This is a genomic window from Hydrogenophaga sp. (genome assembly GCF_030651625.1).
Classification (GTDB): Bacteria; Pseudomonadota; Gammaproteobacteria; order Burkholderiales; family Burkholderiaceae_C; genus Hydrogenophaga.
On sequence record NZ_JAUSCF010000017.1, the window covers coordinates 89,580 to 107,565 of the forward strand.

Consider the following 17,986-nt stretch of genomic DNA (forward strand, 5'->3'; position numbering starts at 1 on the left):
GTCGTGATCGACAAAACCATGCTCGCATTGAGTGCCGCCACTCCTTCATACAATGAGGGCATGATTGCACGTGAACCCACCCTTGCCCGCCTCGCCACCGCCCAGAGCGTCTTGCTCGACCCGTTTGGCCTGACACCTTCTCACCTGCAGCGGGCGCTGGGGGAGATCATGTCCCACGGCGTGGACGATGCTGATCTCTATTTCCAGACCACGCGCAGCGAAGGCTGGAGCCTGGAAGAGGGCATCGTCAAGACCGGCAGTTTCAGCATTGACCAGGGCGTGGGCGTGCGAGCGGTCAGCGGCGAAAAAACCGCGTTTGCCTATTCCGACGATTTGTCCTGGGATTCACTGATCGACGCTGCGCACACCGTGCGCACCATTTCCGCACAAGGCCAGGGCCGCAAGGTGCGCGTGCCGGCTGTCAAGGTTTCGAAGTCGCGCTCCCTCTACCCCGGTCTGGACCCGATCGGCACCATGGACAGCATCGCCAAGGTGGCGCTGCTGGAAAAGGTCGAGCGCCTGGCCAAGGCAAAAGATCCCCGTGTGGTGCAAGTCATGGCCGGTCTGGCTGCGGAGCACGACGTGGTGCTGGTGGCTCGGGCCGATGGCACCATGGCGGCCGATGTGCGCCCACTCATCCGCTTGTCGGTCACCGTGATCGCCGAACAGAAGGGTCGCCGTGAAGTCGGCTCGTCGGGTGGAGGGGGCCGTTTCGGCTTGGCCTATTTCGACGATGCCATGGTGCAGTCTTATGTGGATGAGGCGGTGGCCAACGCTCTCACCAACCTCGATGCACGCCCTGCGCCAGCCGGTGAAATGGTGGTGGTGCTAGGGTCCGGCTGGCCAGGTATTTTGTTGCACGAGGCCGTGGGGCATGGGCTGGAAGGCGATTTCAACCGCAAGGGCTCCAGTGCCTTTGCTGGCCGCATCGGCCAGCGCGTGGCTGCCAAGGGCGTGACCGTGCTTGATGACGGCACCATCGCCGACCGGCGCGGGTCGCTCAACGTGGATGACGAAGGGCACACCTCGCAGAAGAATGTACTTATCGAGGACGGCATTCTGCGTGGCTACATTCAGGACGCGATGAACGCCCGCCTGATGGGCGTCAAGCCCACTGGCAATGGCCGTCGTGAGAGCTATGCCCACGTACCCATGCCGCGCATGACCAACACCTACATGCTGGGTGGCGACAAGGCGCCCGAGGAAATCGTGGCCAGCATCAAGAAAGGCCTGTATGCCACCAATTTCGGTGGTGGGCAGGTCGACATCACGTCGGGCAAATTCGTGTTTTCTGCCAGCCAGGCCTACTGGGTGGAAAACGGCAAGATCCAGTATCCGGTAAAAGGCGCCACGCTGGTCGGCAACGGCCCCGATTCGCTCACCCGCGTGAGCATGATCGGCAACGACATGCGCCTGGACAGTGGCGTGGGCACTTGCGGGAAAGAAGGTCAGAGCGTGCCAGTGGGCGTGGGTCAGCCCACTTTGCGCATCGACGGGCTCACCGTGGGCGGCACCGCGTGAGACGGAACACCCCCCTGCGCCGCTGACGCGGCTTCCCCCCCTCGCTGGCGCGCAGGATGGGTGGTCCACCCCCGCGCCGCGCTTCGCGCGTCACCCCCTCAAGGGGGCGATACCAGTGGCCCGGCAAAGCCGGTTCCACGGTATCTCTGGAAAGAGGCACCTCGCGCCGGAGGGGGTGCCCAACCTTTCAGCCATGCAAGCCGGTTCTGCGGAGGTTGCGCTAGGCTGTGCTACATTTCGACCCCATGACTTCGCGTTTCGCCTTTTTTGCCTTTTACTTTTGGTTCTCAGTCCCCGGCGGACGAGAGGCGAGGCTGTAAGCGCATCACCGAATCTCGATCAAACCGCCGGAGCCCCAAGCCCGGCGGTTTTTTTTCGTCCCTTGTCTTTTTTCAGCCAACCCGACTCCAGGAGCCTATTGATGACCTCGAAAAATGCCCCAGCCAGCAGCGACGCCTGGCATGCACGTCCTGTCGACAAAACCAGCGAGACCGACGACGCACGCATCAAGGACATCACCGTGTTGCCACCTCCCGAACATCTGATCCGTTTCTTTCCCATTGGCGGCACCCCCGTGGAGGCACTGATCAGCCGCACTCGGCGCCGTATTCACGACATTCTTCATGGCAAGGACGACCGCCTGCTGGTGGTGATCGGACCTTGCTCCATCCACGATCCTGCTGCCGCACTTGATTACGCGCGTCGCCTGAAACCGCTGCGCGACAAGTACGCGGACACGCTCGAAATCGTGATGCGGGTGTACTTCGAGAAGCCCCGAACCACGGTGGGATGGAAGGGTCTGATCAACGACCCTTACCTTGACGAGAGCTACCGCATCGACGAGGGGCTGCGCATTGCGCGCCAGCTGCTGATCGATATCAATCGCCAGGGACTGCCCGCCGGCAGCGAGTTCCTGGACGTGATTTCACCTCAGTACATCGGCGATCTGATTTCCTGGGGGGCCATTGGCGCCCGCACCACCGAAAGCCAGGTGCATCGGGAACTGGCATCGGGCCTGTCGGCACCGATCGGCTTCAAGAACGGCACCGACGGGAACATCAAAATCGCCACCGACGCGATTCAGGCTGCGGCGCGTGGGCACCATTTCCTGTCGGTGCACAAGAACGGGCAGGTGGCGATTGTGCAGACCAATGGCAACAAGGACTGCCACGTGATTCTGCGCGGAGGAAAGACGCCCAACTACGATGCGGCCAGCGTGGCCGCATCGGTCAAGGAGCTGGAAGCGGCCAAGTTGCCGAACCGGTTGATGGTGGATTGCAGCCACGCCAACAGCAGCAAGCAGCACGAAAAGCAGCTGGAGGTGGCGAGGGACATTGCGGGGCAGATCGCGGCAGGATCTCGCAGCGTCTTCGGCGTCATGATAGAAAGCCACATTGAAGCAGGGGCACAGAAGTTCACGCCCGGCAAAGACGACATTGGCAAACTGAACTATGGCCAGAGCATTACCGACGCCTGCCTGGGCTGGGACGACTCTTTGCAAGCGCTGGATGCGCTCTCAAATTCAGTGCAGACAGCGAGGCGGAACAAAGGCTGAGCAGGTGTTTGGCATCCGCTGCGGTTGATCGTGAGGAATGTCACGTTCAATTGCGTGAATATGGCCGGCTGGGTGTCTCGCGCGGCTCTGTGTCGTTATCCTGAGAAATGATCACCGTCTTTTCGGGGTGCTTTGCGTGCTTCGTGCGCCAATTGGCGATCGTTTATTGGAGTGGATGTGGAACAGCCGGTACTTCGGCTCGGATTGCTTGGCTTCTCCCGGGCTGACATGGAGCGCATGAAGCGCTGGATCGCGCAGCATCAGCCAGGCTGGCCGCTTTGGTCCGTTTGCGATCCGCATGGCGCCGACGCGTGGATGATCTGTGGCCAGTCGGTGGACGTCCTGGGCCGCGATGCGCTGGTGATCGATCACCCACTCGAATCAGGACAGCAGCTCACCTTGAATCGGGCAGAAGTGGATCGGCCCCTCGCCTTTTCCACCCCGCTGCCCGAAGGTTTTGCTTCCGCCGAGTTTTTTGATGCCGTGGACGAAGCCAGCGTGAGGCAGCGCCTGCAGCGATTCGAGGCCTGGCTGCGCCCGCTGCGCACCCAGTTCGCGCTGGGGGCGCAACTTGTCGAGCGGATGCGTGATTTCCCCAAAGGTGTCGTGCACCTGTTGCAGGAAGAAAAACTGATTGCCGTGATCGATATGGATCGCGGGCAGGTGGGGCTGCACACGCCTGCAAGGCCGATCGATCTGGACATGGTGCGGTGGGTGCCGGCTGCGGTCCCTTCGCATGACATTCCTCCGTCATTCATGAGGCTGTCGCTGCACCGTGTCTTGTGGACGTTCGCCGTGCGCACGGTGCGCGACGTATTGCCGGAACGCTATCGCGAGCGCACGATTTACCTGCGCCGGGTGCCACGTGTGCCTGCCCGCTGGTTTGAAGAGTCGCACCTGCGCTTCATGCGCGAGTTGATGGTGAGGCCCGGCACCCTGGATGAGATGCGCGTCCGCATGGAGGTGACGGATGTGGACATCGAGCAGTGTGTCACCGCACTCTACTATGGCGGAGGTTTGACGACCGACCCTGAAAGTGCACGCCGTGCCGAGCATTCTGCCCGTCGGGCCTTGGTGGCGTTGCATTTTGACAAGAGCTCTCCCGAAACCGTGACCCATTCGCGTTCAGGGACTTCCGAGCTCGCTGCTTTATCCAGCATCCTGCAGGACACCCGGCATTCCCCCTTGCGAGCAGTGCCCCCCGACGCGAGCGACCAGCGCTCCATGCAGATGCCGTATTAAGTCGGAGTGCAAGCGCGACTTTTCGCGGCGCAAGCAATCCGGTCCCGCAGTTGGCCGGTGTCTGGTTGGCATCCAGCCGCTTCGGCGTCACAATCCATGACCCATCTGTCGAGTGACAGGCCGCCATTCCGAGGAGCATCTGCATGCGTAGTCAATTCACCGTGACCTGGGGCGAGCCCGCCACGTACCGTTTCGATCTGGATGAAGTGCAGCCGATGCCACATGAACTGGCTCGAACCTGGCTCGACGACCAGTTCCATTTTTTCGGCTGCGACCCCATTCGACCGACTGGCAAGGTGTTGACAGCAGACAAGATCCTTTGCGTGGCCGAGGCCGCAGGCGAAGAACGCTTCCGCGACAGGAATCACCGTGCGTGGGCCATGGCGTTTGCCCGCGCGGCAAGCGCTGCGCTGGGCAAACCCGCCGTGACGGTGGACGTGAAGGCTCAGGCGCTGGCTTACTGAGCCCTCAAATCGATCGTCCCTTGGCATCCAGCGCGTTCAGCAGCAACTGGTGCACGCCACCGAACCCACCATTGCTCATGCAAACGATGTGATCGCCGGGCTGGGCCGCGCTGACCACCTGCCTCACCAGATCGTCAAGAGTGGTCGCCACTTGTGCCCGACGCCCCAGCGGGCGCAGCGTCTCCGCGGCATCCCATTCAAGCCCACCTGCATGACAGAAGGCGAGATCGGCCTGCTCCAGACTCCAGGGCAACTGAGACTTGATGGTGCCCAGCTTCATGGTGTTGCTGCGGGGCTCGAACACGGCGAGGATGCGGTTGGCACCGCCGCTGCCGGGAGCACCCAGGCGACGGCGCAGGCCGTCAAGCGTCGTTCGTATGGCGGTGGGGTGGTGGGCGAAATCGTCGTACACCGTGACGGCACCGCCGGGGTAGGGCACCGAGCCTCGCACTTCCATGCGTCGGCGCACGTTTTCGAATGTTTGCAGGGCAATGGCTGCAGCGGCCGGCGCCACGCCCACATGGCTGGCCGCTGCAACGGCCGCCAGCGCGTTGAGCTGGTTGTGCACACCTGTGAGGCCCCACTCAACCCGAGCGATCCGTTTGCCGTGGAGCAGCACGTCAAAAGCATGCGGTTCACCCTGGGCAGTGAAGTCGCTGACGGTTGAACCGAAAGTGTGCACCTGACACCAGTGACCCATGTGCAGCACACGGTCCAGGCTTTCTTCCAGCCCGTTCACCACCAGCATGCCGGAACCAGGCACAGTGCGAACCAGGTGGTGGAATTGCCGCTCGATCGCGGTCAGGTCGTCAAAGACGTCCGCATGATCGAATTCGAGGTTGTTCAATATGGCTGTCCGGGGCCGGTAGTGAACAAATTTGCTGCGCTTGTCGAAGAAAGCCGTGTCGTACTCGTCGGCTTCGATCACAAACAGGGGGCGCTGCGGGGGGGGAGTGAGGCGCTGTGTGCCTGTATGGGTTTGCCCGCCTGGCGAGCCGCCGAGCCTGGCCGACACGCCAAAATTCAGAGGGACACCGCCAACGAGAAAACCTGGCTCAAGGCCTGCACAGTCCAGTATCCAGGTCAACATCGCCGTGGTGGTGGTTTTGCCGTGTGTGCCGGCCACCGCCAGAACGTGTCTGCCTTGCAGCACGTGCTCGGCCAGCCATTGCGGCCCACTGGTGTAGGCCGCCCCGCATTCCAGAATGGCTTCCATCAGGGGGTATTTGGGCGTGCCGTTCGGTAAATGGGCCCTGCTGACCACGTTGCCCACGACATACATATCCGGACTCAGGCTCAGCTGATCGGCGCCGAAGCCTTCAATCAGATCGATGCCAAGGGCCTTCAACTGGTCGCTCATGGGCGGGTATACCGCGCTGTCGCACCCGGTGACGCGATGTCCGGCCTCACGCGCAAGGGCGGCCAGACCGCCCATGAAAGTGCCGCAGATGCCCAGGATGTGTATATGCATGGGCGAGATTCTAGGGTGGCGCCGACCAGGGGCATTTTGAGCAAGGGGGTCCACAAGAGCGGCCGTGACCGCATCGGCACACTGTTTATCGATCAACGGGCACAATCAGACTATGAACGTTCATCGAGCAGACCCCGTCGAAGAAATCGCGGCAGTGGCGGCGCGCATGGTGGTGGAAGAAGGTTTGGACTTTGCGGCGGCCAAGCGCCGCGCGATCAAGCAAATGGGCCTGGGCGTGCGCACGGCCATGCCCGACAACACGGCCATGGAAGCGGCGGTCCGAGAATACATCGGTGTGTTTTGCTCCGAAACGCAGCCTCAAGAGCTGCTCGCATTGCGTCAAACGGCCTTGCTGTGGATGGAGCGGATGTCCCGTTTCCGACCGCATCTTTCCGGGGCTGTCTGGCATGGGTGGGCAACCAGACACTGCGACATTCATTTGCACCTTTACTGTGACGATCCCAAGGAGGCGGAATGGGCACTGCTCGATCATCGGGTCGACTACCACCCTGGGCTATCGACCGGCCGCGATCGCGAGCCGGTGCAAGCACTCACGTTGCGCACCCGGTGCGATGCGCTGGCGCAGTGGGTGCTTGTGCATCTGATGGTGCATGACCTGGATGATCTGCGCGGCGCGCTTCGCCCGGATGCGGAAGGCCGCAAGCCACGTGGCGATGCCGTGGCCGTGCGCAGCCTGCTGAGTGCGCCGTCTGGGGAGGTGGCGTCATGAACGCAGGGCCGCGCCATTCCCAGGCTGACGCGCACCACCACAGCCCGGGAGAAGGTGCTCCAGAAAGCGCAGAGTCGGGAGAGGAGGCTTCCATGGATCGCCGGCGCAGGCAGTTGCTGATGTCTCTCGTCGCGCTTGGTGCGTTGGGCGCGGGGGCAGGCATGGCTTGGTGGCGGTTCCGTCCTGCAACGGTGGTTTCGGGCGCCGAAGCGGCGTTCTGGGCGTCCGAGTTCGATGGACCGCATGGCGAGACCGTTCGCTTGGCGGATTGGCGTGGTCAACCGCTGCTGGTGAATTTCTGGGCCACGTGGTGTCCCCCGTGTGTGGAGGAGTTGCCGCTCCTGAATGCGTTCCACAACAGCCAGGCAGAAAAGGGTTGGCAGGTGCTTGGCCTGGCTGTGGATCAACCCAGTGCGGTACGCGGCTTCCTCCAAAAGCTGCCGTTGAGTTTTCCTGTCGGCATGGCCGGATTCGCTGGCACGGAGCTCAGCCGGTCATTGGGCAATCTCACCGGCGCCCTGCCTTTCACGGTGGTATTTGATGAGGCGGGAAAGGTCGCTCATCGAAAGATCGGCCAGGTGTCGGAGGACGATTTGAAGCAGTGGGCACAGCTCGCGTAGGCGACACATTTCTGTGTGAACGCCCGCGCAGCAATCTAACTGCCTTCGTCCCCTGATATGCGACATCTCGCGGCATATTTTCCCGAAATGGATTGAAAAGCTTCGATTTTCGACCAGTTGTGCCGCTTGGTCTGCGTCCGACACCCGGTCAAATCAGATGGCACCTTTCATTGTGTCATCGTGTACACTGCGACACCTTTTCGGGTTGGCAGGTTTTTCCGCTGGTAAATAGGAGAACTTAAGTCGACTTGAGCGATTTTCGTTGGAGATACCATGGATTTAAGAAAACTCAAGACCCTGATCGATCTGGTTTCAGAGTCGAATGTGTCCGAGCTGGAAATTACCGAAGCCGAAGGCAAGGTTCGCATTGTCAAGAGCGCGCCTGCCACCATGGCTGCCCCAGTCACCTACACCATGGCTCCCACCCCTGCGCCGCCCGCCCCTGCCGCGGCTGTGGCGGCCGTGGAAGCGGCCGCACCACCTGCCGCTCCCGAAGGGCACACGGTCAAGTCGCCCATGGTAGGCACCTTCTACCGGGCTTCCAGCCCCGGAGCCAAGCCTTTCGTCGAGATCGGCGATTCGATCAAGGAAGGCGAGACCATCTGCATTGTTGAGGCGATGAAGATCCTCAATGAAATCGAAGCCGACAAGTCAGGCACCGTGACCCAGATCCTGGTGGAAAACGGACAAGCGGTCGAATACGGTCAGCCCCTCTATGTGATCGAATAACCGGCTGGGAGCCCATGTTCAAGAAAATCCTGATCGCCAACCGTGGCGAAATCGCCTTGAGGGTGCAGCGCGCCTGCCGGGAAATGGGCATCAAGGCGGTGATGGTGTATTCCGAAGCCGACCGCGACGCCAAGTATGTGCGCCTGGCCGACGAAGCCGTCTGCATCGGTCCGGCATCCAGCACACACAGCTACCTCAACATGCCCGCCATCATCTCGGCGGCGGAAGTGACCGATGCCGAAGCGATCCACCCGGGTTATGGCTTTCTGTCGGAGAACGCCGACTTTGCCGAGCGGGTGGAGCGCAGCGGGTTCACTTTCATCGGCCCCAGCCCCGAGTCCATCCGCTTGATGGGTGACAAGGTATCTGCCAAGCAGGCGATGATTCGCGCGGGCGTGCCCTGTGTGCCGGGCTCCGAAGGTGCCTTGCCAGACGATCCCGTGGTGATCAAGCGCACCGCCAAAGCGGTGGGCTATCCCGTGATCATCAAGGCAGCAGGCGGTGGCGGCGGGCGCGGCATGCGGGTAGTGCACACGGAAGCCGCGCTGCTGCACGCAGTGCAGACCACCAAGGCCGAGGCCGGTGCCGCATTCGGCAACCCTGAGGTATACATGGAGAAGTTTCTCCAGAACCCTCGCCATATCGAAATTCAGATTCTCGCCGACACGCACCGCAACGCGGTGTACCTGGGCGAGCGCGACTGCTCCATGCAGCGGCGCCACCAGAAAGTGATCGAAGAAGCGCCAGCGCCTGGCATTCCCCGCCGCCTGATCGAGAAAATTGGTGACCGTTGTGCCACCGCTTGCAAGAAGATCGGCTACCGCGGCGCAGGGACCTTTGAGTTTCTCTTCGAGAACGGCGAGTTTTATTTCATTGAAATGAACACCCGGGTGCAGGTTGAACACCCGGTCACCGAATGGATCTCCGGTGTCGACATCGTTCGCACCCAGATCGCCGTGGCGGCGGGCGAGAAATTGCCGTTTACCCAGCGGCAGATCCAGTTGCGCGGGCATGCCATCGAGTGCCGGATCAACGCCGAGGACGCGTACAAATTCACGCCTTCACCTGGTCGTATCACCACCTGGCATGCACCGGGCGGTCCAGGTGTGCGTGTGGACTCGCATGCCTACACCAACTACTTCGTGCCGCCGAATTACGACTCCATGATCGGCAAGATCATCGTGCACGGCGACACGCGGGAGCAGGCGCTGGCCCGCATGCGCACCGCACTGGCTGAAACCGTGATCGAAGGCATCAAGACCAATATTCCTCTGCACAGGGAGCTGATGGTGGACGCCAATTTCGTGACCGGCGGCACCAACATCCACTACCTGGAAGAATGGTTGTCGCAGCGCGACCGTTGAGCTGCCAGACGACGTGCCCGTAGCGACTTGCCTGCTGGCATGGCGCCTGATTTGACACCCTTGCTCGATCTTGATTCATGGCGTCTCTGTTTGAACTGGTGTTGATGGTGCCGGAGCCGGCTGTCGAGGCCGTGAGTGAAGCGCTGGACGCTCTCGAGGCCCTCAGTGTGTCGGTCGAGGACGCAGATGCCTTGACGCCCGCCGAGTCGGCCTTGTTCGGGGAGCCGGGCATGCCGCCTCCGAAAGAGGGTTGGCAACGTTCCAGGGTGGTGGCCTTGTTCTCCGAGGAGGCATCGGCCCGCGAAGCGGCCCGTCTGCTGGAGCCGCAGGCGTTTTTTGCCGGCTGCAAGATTCTTGGCATCCAGACCGTTGCCGAGCAGGACTGGGTGCGCCTGACGCAATCACAGTTTGAACCGGTTGAAATCACACCCAGCTTCTGGATCGTGCCGACCTGGCACGAGCCGCCCGCCGCTGCACTGCAGGTGATCCGTTTGGACCCAGGGCTGGCATTCGGTACCGGCACACACCCCACGACACGCATGTGCCTTCGCTGGACCGCTCAACGCGATCAGACCGGGCGACGGGTGCTGGACTACGGTTGTGGCTCCGGCATCCTTGCGATCGGTGCAGCCAAGTTTGGTGCGCGCGACATCGTGGCGGTCGACATCGACACTGCCGCGGTGGAGGCCACTCGGCTCAACGCAGCCGCCAACCACGTGGCCCTCCAGGCTGGCCTGCCCGACCTGGCGAGCGGCGTGTTTGACCTGGTGCTGGCCAACATCCTAGCTACCCCGCTCAAGGTGCTGGCCCCCTTGCTCTGTGCCCATGTTGCAGAGAGTGGCGGTCAACTCGTGCTGGCCGGCATCCTTGCGCGTCAGGCCGATGAATTGCGCGACGCGTACGCGCCTTGGGTGACACTGGCGGTCAGTGATGAGTCTGAAGGCTGGATCCTCATGACCGCGGTCAAGTCCTGAAAGTGGCGTTGACCCCCACGCTCCGCCGCTGCGCGGGTCGCTGCCCCCGAGGGGGCGGCCTTGCTTGGGGCGGCCCTGCGCTGCAGTCTTTGTACCCCCACGCTCCGCCGCTGCGCGGGTCGCTGCCCTCGAGGGGGCGGCCTTGCTTGGGGCGGTCCTGCGCTTCGGCCCCGATGCGCCTTGTGCTTCTGACCTGGCCAGGCCCATGCCGGCTGCAATAATCGGAGCATGAGTTACACCACTCGCTGTCCAGCTTGCGGAACGATGTTCCGGGTCGTTCCTGACCAGCTCAAGATTTCCGACGGCTGGGTGCGTTGTGGGCACTGTGCCGATGTCTTTGACGCCACTTTGCATCTGGAAACCTGGGTGCCATCTGCAGCGGTTACGGGCGCTGCACGACCTCCACAATCCGAGTCACCCTCTGTGCAGTCCATGGCACCCGCAGCACCCACTGCGTCAGCAGCTCCGGGGGTGGATCTGGACTTGTCGGACAAGATCCCGATACCCAGGCAGGATCGCTTCATCCGGCGAGAGCAGCGAACCCAGATAGGCTTCACTCCGGGTAGTTCAGATGGCGCCGCGCCCTCCAGAGGCGGCGTGGTCGCCCGTCGTTCGCTGTCGGCACCTCCTGCAGCCAGACCGCCAGAACACAGTCAGCGTGCAGAAGTCCCGATCACACCGTCTGCGAGTGAAGTGGATTTTGATGTCACGATTCCGGCGGCACTGGAGGGTGATCGCTTCACAGCCCATGAGCGGGTGCTTCCATCTCCTGCAGTGAAGCCGCCGCGAACGTCGGATGTCGCATCGCTCGGCAGCCGATCCGCACCAACGATGGTCGGGCAAAATGAGTCCCCCCTTTCAACGCGTGCCTTGTTGGGCGACGCGGTCCCAGGGGACGCCGATTTCTTGACAGAGCTCCAGCGCTTTGCTGCCAAGACGAGCGGAGATGAACCGAAGGCTGACAGCGAACAACCTGAGTTTAGGCTAAAACGCTCGATGGTGAAGGCAAAGGGGCAAGAGGCACCTTCTGCTCCACCGCCTTCGCCCTCACTGTCGGCCACGACCGAGACCGGAGAAGAGGTCGTTCGGCCAACGCCGGTGGCAGACAAGGACGCCGAAGAAGTGGAGGCGCAGCCTCCAGCAGAGCCTGAATTCATTCAGCAGGCTCGACGTCGCGCCTACTGGCAAACGCCGGGCATGCGTGCCCTGTTCGTTGGCACGGTGCTGGTGCTCTCCGTTTTGCTGACGGCACAATGGGCCTTGTTTGAGCGCAACCGCCTGGTCGCATGGAAGCCAGAGCTGCAACCCACGTTCCAGGCCCTGTGTGGTGCGCTGGGGTGTACTCTGGCACCCATTCAGCGCATCGATGCGATCGTGATCGACAGCACGGCACTCGTGCGCCGGCTTGGCAACTTCTATTCCTTTGATCTGGTGCTCAAGAACACCGCGTCCATCAGTGTGGCTTTGCCCGCGCTGGAGTTGAGCCTGACCGATGCTGCCGACAACGTCATTTCGCGTCGAGTTTTTCTGCCGCAAGATTTACCGGAAGCGCCAGATTTGCTTCCGGCGGGTGGCTCGTTGTCCGTCAGCTTGCGCCTGTCCATCGCCGTAGGCGATTCGTTGCCAATGGCGGGCTACCGCGCACTGGTTTTTTATCCTTGATCCTGGAATCCCTCATGGCCATTCTTGTTTGCGGCTCTCTTGCGTTCGACACCATCATGAACTTTGAAGGTCGCTTTGCAGAACAGATCTTGCCAAGCCAGCTACACATCCTCAACGTGTCCTTCCTGGTACCCGGCTTGCGTCGCGAATTCGGTGGTTGCGCCGGCAACATCGCCTATGGTTTGCGTCAGCTCGGCGCCCAAGCGGTTCCGCTGGCTGCCATGGGCACCGACGGACAAGACTATCTGGAGCGACTGCAAAAACTGGGCGTTGACACCGCCCATGTGCAGCGTGTCGAAGGCAGCTACACGGCACAGGCCATGATCATGACCGATCTCGACAACAACCAGATCACCGCTTTTCACCCTGGGGCGATGTCCAGTGCGCACCACAACCCGGTGCCGTCACGCGCCGATATTTCCGTGGCCATTGTTGCACCCGATGGCCGCGAAGCGATGCTGGTTCATGCCAGGCAACTGCATGATGCGGGCATTCCATTCGTGTTTGATCCAGGCCAGGGCCTGCCCATGTTCAATGGCGAAGAGCTGCGGCATTTCATCGAACTGGCAAGCTGGGTCACCGTGAACGACTACGAAGCCAAGATGCTGACCGATCGCACAGGGCTCAGCCTGGAAAGCATTGCCGAGAAAGTTCGAAGCCTGGTGGTGACATTGGGCGAACAGGGCTGCGAAGTGTGGGCAGAGGGTCAGAAAACTTTGGTGCCTGGTGTGAAGGCCACCGAGGTGCTGGATCCCACGGGTTGTGGCGACGCCTTCCGGGCAGCGCTGCTGCATGGCATTGAACAGGGATGGCCGATGCAGCGATGTGTCGAAATGGGCAATCGCATGGGGGCACTGAAGATCGCCAGCCGGGGTGGCCAGAACTACAGCCTGTGAAAAAAAAGCCCGACGCTTGCGCGCCGGGCCATTGCACTTCAGATGAAGATCTTCAGGGCTTGCTGGACGTAGGAAACGGCCAGGCAGCCTGAGGATTCAGCTTCGTTTGTGCTGGAGGGGCCGCAGGGGCTGCCGGCTTCTTGGCCGGCTCAGCTTTTTTTGCTGGGGCTGCCTTCTTCACGGGTGCGGCCTTCTTCGCTGGAGCAGCTTTCTTGGCCGGTGCGGCCTTCTTCGCTGGTGCAGCTTTCTTCGCTACGGCCTTTTTGGCCGGGGCTTTTTTCGCAGTTGCCATTATTTTCTCCTTGATCAAGTTGCAAAGAGCACTTCATGAGCACGTTCGCCCACAAAATGATTCAAGGCCCTGGGGTCCAGTGGATGCATCCACGAACGACGCCAAGGCGCTGAATTCAGTGACAAAACCCTGCCTCGGACGCCAGTGCGCCGAGTGCAGGGTTTTGAATGTTGAAGACACATGTGATGGTGAGTGACTGCGGTAAGCCCCGGTGGAAGGGGATTCAGTCCCAGGACAGGGCGCCGCCCGTCTGGTACTCGATGACACGGGTTTCGAAAAAATTGCGTTCCTTCTTGAGGTCGATCATCTCGCTCATCCAGGGGAACGGATTTTCCTCGTTGGGGAACATGGGTTCCAGACCGATCTGCGTGGCCCGCCGGTTGGCGATGTAGCGCAGGTAGCCCTTGAACATGGACGCGTTCATGCCCAGCACACCGCGCGGCATGGTGTCTTCGGCATAGCGGTATTCCAGCTCCACGGCCTTGAGGAACAGCTTTTTGATCTCGGCCTTGAACTCGGTCGTCCACAACATCGGGTTCTCCATCTTGATCGCGTTGATCAGGTCGATGCCGAAGTTGCAGTGCATGGATTCATCGCGCAGGATGTACTGGTATTGCTCGGCCGCACCGGTCATCTTGTTCTGGCGACCCAGCGCCAGGATCTGCGTGAAGCCCACGTAGAAGAACAGTCCTTCCATCAGGCAGGCGAAGACGATCAGGCTCTTGAGCAGGCGCTGGTCGGTTTCGGGTGTGCCGGTGTGGAAGTTCGGGTCCATGATCGCTTCGATGAAGGGGATCAGGAACTCGTCCTTGTCGCGGATCGACTGGACCTCGTTGTAGGCGTTGAAGATCTCGGACTCGTCCAGACCAAGTGACTCGACGATGTACTGGTAGGCGTGAGTGTGAATGGCTTCTTCAAACGCCTGGCGCAGCAGGAACTGCCGGCATTCGGGCGCCGTGATGTGGCGGTAGGTGCCCAGCACGATGTTGTTGGCTGCCAGCGAATCGGCGGTGACGAAGAAGCCGAGGTTGCGCTTGACAATGCGGCGCTCGTCTTCTGTCAGCCCGTTGGGATCTTTCCAGAGCGCGATGTCGCGGCTCATGTTCACTTCCTGCGGCATCCAGTGATTGGCACAGGTGGCGAGGTATTTTTCCCAGGCCCACTTGTACTTGAACGGCACCAACTGGTTGACGTCGGTCTGGCCGTTGATGATGCGTTTGTCGGCCGCGTTGACACGGCGCGTGCCGACGGCTTGAGTGGCTTTGACTTCGGAAGGGAAAGGGGTGGGGTCCGCACCTGACAGTGGCGCTTGCATACCTGGCACAGCAGAGGCAAGGGGAAGTGCGGCGGGCTTCGAAGAGGGAATGACTTGTTCGTCCCAGGTCAGCATAGGTGTGTCCAATTCATCGGATTATCGAAGTGTCGGCATGAAAAGCAAAGGACTCATGCACTCGTTGATGGTTTTGTGTTGCGGTGTCGCATCGAATGCTCGATGTTCGACACCGCAACGCGGCTTGCAATGCGCAGCGTGATCACTGGCAGGCTTCACATCCGGGGTCGTCGATCGCACAGAACTTCACATCGGTAGCGGGTTCGGCAGAAGCTTGAATCACCTCAGGTGCACGCATCGATGCATCGCTTCCACCGACCGCAACTGCGTTGAGTTGACCTGTGCGTCCGGTGGATTTTTCTGCCTGTGTGGCCGACGTGGTGCGCAGGTAGTAGGTGGTCTTGAGGCCGCGCAACCAGGCGAGCTTGTAGGTGTCGTCGAGCTTCTTGCCTGAGGCACCGGCCATGTAGATGTTCAGGCTCTGGGCCTGGTCGATCCACTTCTGGCGACGCGCTGCAGCTTCCACCAGCCACAGCGGCTCCACCTCGAACGCGGTGGCATACAGCGCCTTCACTTCCTGCGGCACGCGATCGATGGGACGCAGCGAACCGTCGAAATGCTTGAGGTCCATGACCATCACGTCGTCCCACAGGTTCAGACGCTTCAAGTCCTTCACCAGGTAGCTGTTGATGACAGTGAACTCGCCGGAGAGGTTGGACTTGACCGAGAGGTTGCCGAAGCAGGGTTCGATGGATGCGTCCACGCCGATGATGTTGGAGATGGTGGCGGTGGGTGCAATGGCCACGCAGTTGGAGTTGCGCATGCCGTCGGCCATGATCTTGTCGCGCAGCGCATTCCAGTCCATGGTGCTGGAGCGGTCCACGTCGACATAACCACCTCGCTCGGTACTGAGCATCTGCAGGGTGTCGAGTGGCAGGATGCCCTGGTCCCACAAGGAACCCTTGAAGCTGGCGTACTTGCCGCGCTCACGCGCCAGTTCCGTGGATGCCCAGTACGCGTAGTAGCAGACGGCTTCCATGGAACGGTCGGCAAAGGCCACGGCTTCGCTCGACGCGTAGGGAATGCGCAGTTCGTAGAGGGCGTCCTGGAAGCCCATCACCCCCAGGCCCACCGGGCGGTGGCGCATGTTGGAGTCGCGTGCCTTTTTCACTGCGTAGTAGTTGATGTCGATCACGTTGTCGAGCATGCGCATCGCGGTGGTGATGGTCTTCTGCAGCTTGACGCGGTCGATGTCGCCGTCCTTGACGTGCTGCAGCAGGTTGATCGAACCCAGGTTGCAGACGGCGGTTTCGGTGTCGCTGGTGTTGAGCGTGATCTCGGTGCAGAGGTTGGAGCTGTGCACCACGCCGGCGTGTTGCTGCGGCGAGCGCACGTTGCAAGCGTCCTTGAAGGTGATCCACGGATGGCCGGTCTCGAACAGCATGGAGAGCATCTTGCGCCACATGTCTGTGGCCGGCACCTTGCGGTAGGGCTTGATCTCGCCGCGCGCAGCCTTCTCTTCGTAGGCCACGTAGGCGCGTTCGAAGTCGGCGCCAAAGCGATCGTGCAGGTCGGGCACGTCGTTCGGCGAGAACAGGCTCCATTCGCCTTTTTCCATCACCCGCTTCATGAACAGGTCGGGGATCCAGTTGGCCGTGTTCATGTCGTGCGTGCGGCGGCGGTCGTCGCCGGTGTTCTTGCGCAGCTCCAGGAACTCTTCGATGTCGAGGTGCCAGGTTTCCAGGTAGGTGCAGACCGCGCCCTTGCGCTTGCCACCCTGGTTCACCGCCACGGCGGTGTCGTTGACCACCTTGAGGAACGGCACCACGCCTTGGGATTCGCCATTGGTGCCCTTGATATGGGCGCCGAGTGCGCGCACGCGGGTCCAGTCGTTGCCCAGGCCACCAGCGAACTTGGAGAGCAGCGCATTTTCCTTGATGGACTCGTAGATGCCGTCGAGGTCGTCGGGCACGGTGGTGAGGTAGCAGCTGGAGAGCTGCGAGCGCAGTGTGCCGCTGTTGAACAGCGTGGGGGTGGAGGACATGAAGTCAAACGAAGACAGCACCTCGTAGAACTCGATGGCGCGCGCTTCGCGGTCGATCTCGTTGAGCGAGAGTCCCATGGCCACGCGCATGAAGAACGACTGGGGCAATTCGATGCGGGACTTGCGCACGTGCAGGAAGTAACGGTCGTACAGCGTCTGCAGGCCCAGGTAGTCGAATTGCAGATCGCGCTCGGGCTTGAGCGCGGCACCCAGGCGGGCCAGGTCGAACTGCAGCAGGCGCTCGTCGAGCAGGTCGTTCTGCACGCCCTTCTTGATGAACTGGGGGAAGTGGTCGGCGTAGCGCGCGCCCATTTCGGTGGCGGGCACTTCTTCGCCCATCACTTCCTTGACGATGGTGTGCAGCAGCAGGCGCGCGGTGGCGTAGGTGTAGTCCGGATCTTTCTCGATCAGCGTGCGAGCGGCCAGGATGGACGCCTTGTAGACCTCTTCGATCGGCACGCCGTCGTACAGGTTGCGTTTGGTCTCGGCCACGATCGGGTCCGCCTTGATATCCTTGCCCAGCCCGGTGCAGGCCGATTCAATCAGACCCTGCAGGCGCTGCAGATCGAGAGGGACCCGCTGGCCGCCGTCGATGACGTGCAGTTCCACCTCTGCGGCGGCGGGCTTCGCCTGGTGGGCACGCTCCTGAGCGCGGCGCTCGCGGTAGAGCACGTAGGCGCGCGCCACTTCATGGTGGCCGCTGCGCATCAGTCCAAGTTCCACATGGTCCTGCACATCTTCAATGTGGAAGGTGCCACCGCCAGGACGCGAACGCACAAGCGCTTTCACGACGGTCTGGGTGAGCGCATCCACCGTCTCGCGCACGCTGGCAGACGCCGCGCCCTGGGTACCGTGCACGGCCAGGAAGGCTTTCATCAGCGCCACGGCGATCTTGCTGGGCTCGAACGACACCACGGCGCCGTTGCGGCGAATGATCTGGTAGTGGCTGAAGGCGGCACTGGCAGACCCCGATGAGGGTTTGAGCGAAACGGGGGCCGCCAAACTGGCAGCAGCAGGCTGTGCGGCGGAAGATGATGTGGTCTGCATGGTTCCTCTTTCGTTTGTTTTGTGTGTTCAGGCGCGGAAGGCGCC

The 17,986-nt window shown here is 61.6% G+C and carries 14 protein-coding genes and 1 pseudogene; 11 read left to right on the top strand and 4 right to left on the bottom strand.

What is annotated here, in order from left to right; translation table 11 throughout:
- Positions 1-60: 60 nt before the first annotated feature.
- The 4 genes from tldD to Q7V46_RS06215 all read left to right on the top strand — a co-directional run bounded on the left by tldD (position 61) and on the right by Q7V46_RS06215 (position 4,782).
- Positions 61-1,521 (top strand): metalloprotease TldD, encoded by a 1,461-nt coding sequence (gene tldD, locus Q7V46_RS06200; protein WP_304912650.1) that lies wholly within the window; start codon positions 61-63, stop codon positions 1,519-1,521.
- A gap of 421 nt (positions 1,522-1,942) precedes the next feature.
- Positions 1,943-3,076 carry a 3-deoxy-7-phosphoheptulonate synthase gene (locus Q7V46_RS06205; protein ID WP_304912651.1) on the top strand — a complete coding sequence of 378 codons (1,134 nt, stop codon included), beginning with the start codon at positions 1,943-1,945 and terminating at the stop codon, positions 3,074-3,076.
- Positions 3,077-3,313: 237 nt separating this feature from the next.
- The gene (locus Q7V46_RS06210) at positions 3,314-4,318 is read left to right on the top strand and encodes a hypothetical protein (RefSeq protein ID WP_304912652.1); all 1,005 of its coding nucleotides are present in this window, start codon (positions 3,314-3,316) and stop codon (positions 4,316-4,318) included.
- Between the two features lie 143 nt (positions 4,319-4,461).
- Entirely contained in the window at positions 4,462-4,782 is a 321-nt protein-coding gene (locus Q7V46_RS06215; protein ID WP_304912653.1) for a hypothetical protein, read from the top strand.
- Between the two features lie 4 nt (positions 4,783-4,786).
- Here the strand turns inward: Q7V46_RS06215 and mpl are convergent, their stop codons facing one another.
- Positions 4,787-6,253, bottom strand: a complete 1,467-nt coding sequence (mpl, locus tag Q7V46_RS06220) for a UDP-N-acetylmuramate:L-alanyl-gamma-D-glutamyl-meso-diaminopimelate ligase (protein ID WP_304912654.1) — start codon at positions 6,251-6,253, stop codon at positions 4,787-4,789.
- Between the two features lie 112 nt (positions 6,254-6,365).
- Between mpl and Q7V46_RS06225 the strand changes: the two genes are divergently transcribed.
- From Q7V46_RS06225 to Q7V46_RS06255, 7 genes are all read left to right on the top strand, one after another.
- Positions 6,366-6,983, top strand: coding sequence for a hypothetical protein (locus Q7V46_RS06225; protein ID WP_304912655.1), 618 nt, complete (start codon positions 6,366-6,368; stop codon positions 6,981-6,983).
- Positions 6,984-7,075: 92 nt separating this feature from the next.
- Positions 7,076-7,603 (top strand): TlpA disulfide reductase family protein, encoded by a 528-nt coding sequence (locus tag Q7V46_RS06230; RefSeq protein WP_304912737.1) that lies wholly within the window; start codon positions 7,076-7,078, stop codon positions 7,601-7,603.
- A 273-nt stretch (positions 7,604-7,876) separates the two neighbouring features.
- Positions 7,877-8,332, top strand: a complete 456-nt coding sequence (gene accB, locus Q7V46_RS06235) for an acetyl-CoA carboxylase biotin carboxyl carrier protein (RefSeq protein ID WP_304912656.1) — start codon at positions 7,877-7,879, stop codon at positions 8,330-8,332.
- Between the two features lie 14 nt (positions 8,333-8,346).
- Positions 8,347-9,696, top strand: a complete 1,350-nt coding sequence (accC, locus tag Q7V46_RS06240) for an acetyl-CoA carboxylase biotin carboxylase subunit (RefSeq protein ID WP_304912657.1) — start codon at positions 8,347-8,349, stop codon at positions 9,694-9,696.
- Positions 9,697-9,782: 86 nt separating this feature from the next.
- On the top strand, positions 9,783-10,670 hold the full coding sequence (gene prmA, locus Q7V46_RS06245) for a 50S ribosomal protein L11 methyltransferase (RefSeq protein WP_304912738.1): 888 nt from the start codon (positions 9,783-9,785) through the stop codon (positions 10,668-10,670).
- Positions 10,671-11,666: 996 nt separating this feature from the next.
- Positions 11,667-12,332 carry a DUF3426 domain-containing protein gene (locus Q7V46_RS06250; RefSeq protein WP_304912658.1) on the top strand — a complete coding sequence of 222 codons (666 nt, stop codon included), beginning with the start codon at positions 11,667-11,669 and terminating at the stop codon, positions 12,330-12,332.
- A 14-nt stretch (positions 12,333-12,346) separates the two neighbouring features.
- On the top strand, positions 12,347-13,228 hold the full coding sequence (locus Q7V46_RS06255; protein WP_304912659.1) for a carbohydrate kinase family protein: 882 nt from the start codon (positions 12,347-12,349) through the stop codon (positions 13,226-13,228).
- 52 nt (positions 13,229-13,280) lie between these two features.
- On the opposite strand, the pseudogene Q7V46_RS06260 reads toward Q7V46_RS06255, so the two are convergent.
- The 3 genes and pseudogenes from Q7V46_RS06260 to Q7V46_RS06270 all read right to left on the bottom strand — a co-directional run.
- Positions 13,281-13,526 (bottom strand): annotated as a pseudogene (locus Q7V46_RS06260) (histone); the annotation flags it as partial.
- A 217-nt stretch (positions 13,527-13,743) separates the two neighbouring features.
- Entirely contained in the window at positions 13,744-14,910 is a 1,167-nt protein-coding gene (locus Q7V46_RS06265; protein ID WP_304912660.1) for a ribonucleotide-diphosphate reductase subunit beta, read from the bottom strand.
- Between the two features lie 142 nt (positions 14,911-15,052).
- Positions 15,053-17,941, bottom strand: a complete 2,889-nt coding sequence (locus Q7V46_RS06270; protein ID WP_304912661.1) for a ribonucleoside-diphosphate reductase subunit alpha — start codon at positions 17,939-17,941, stop codon at positions 15,053-15,055.
- Positions 17,942-17,986 lie beyond the last annotated feature (45 nt).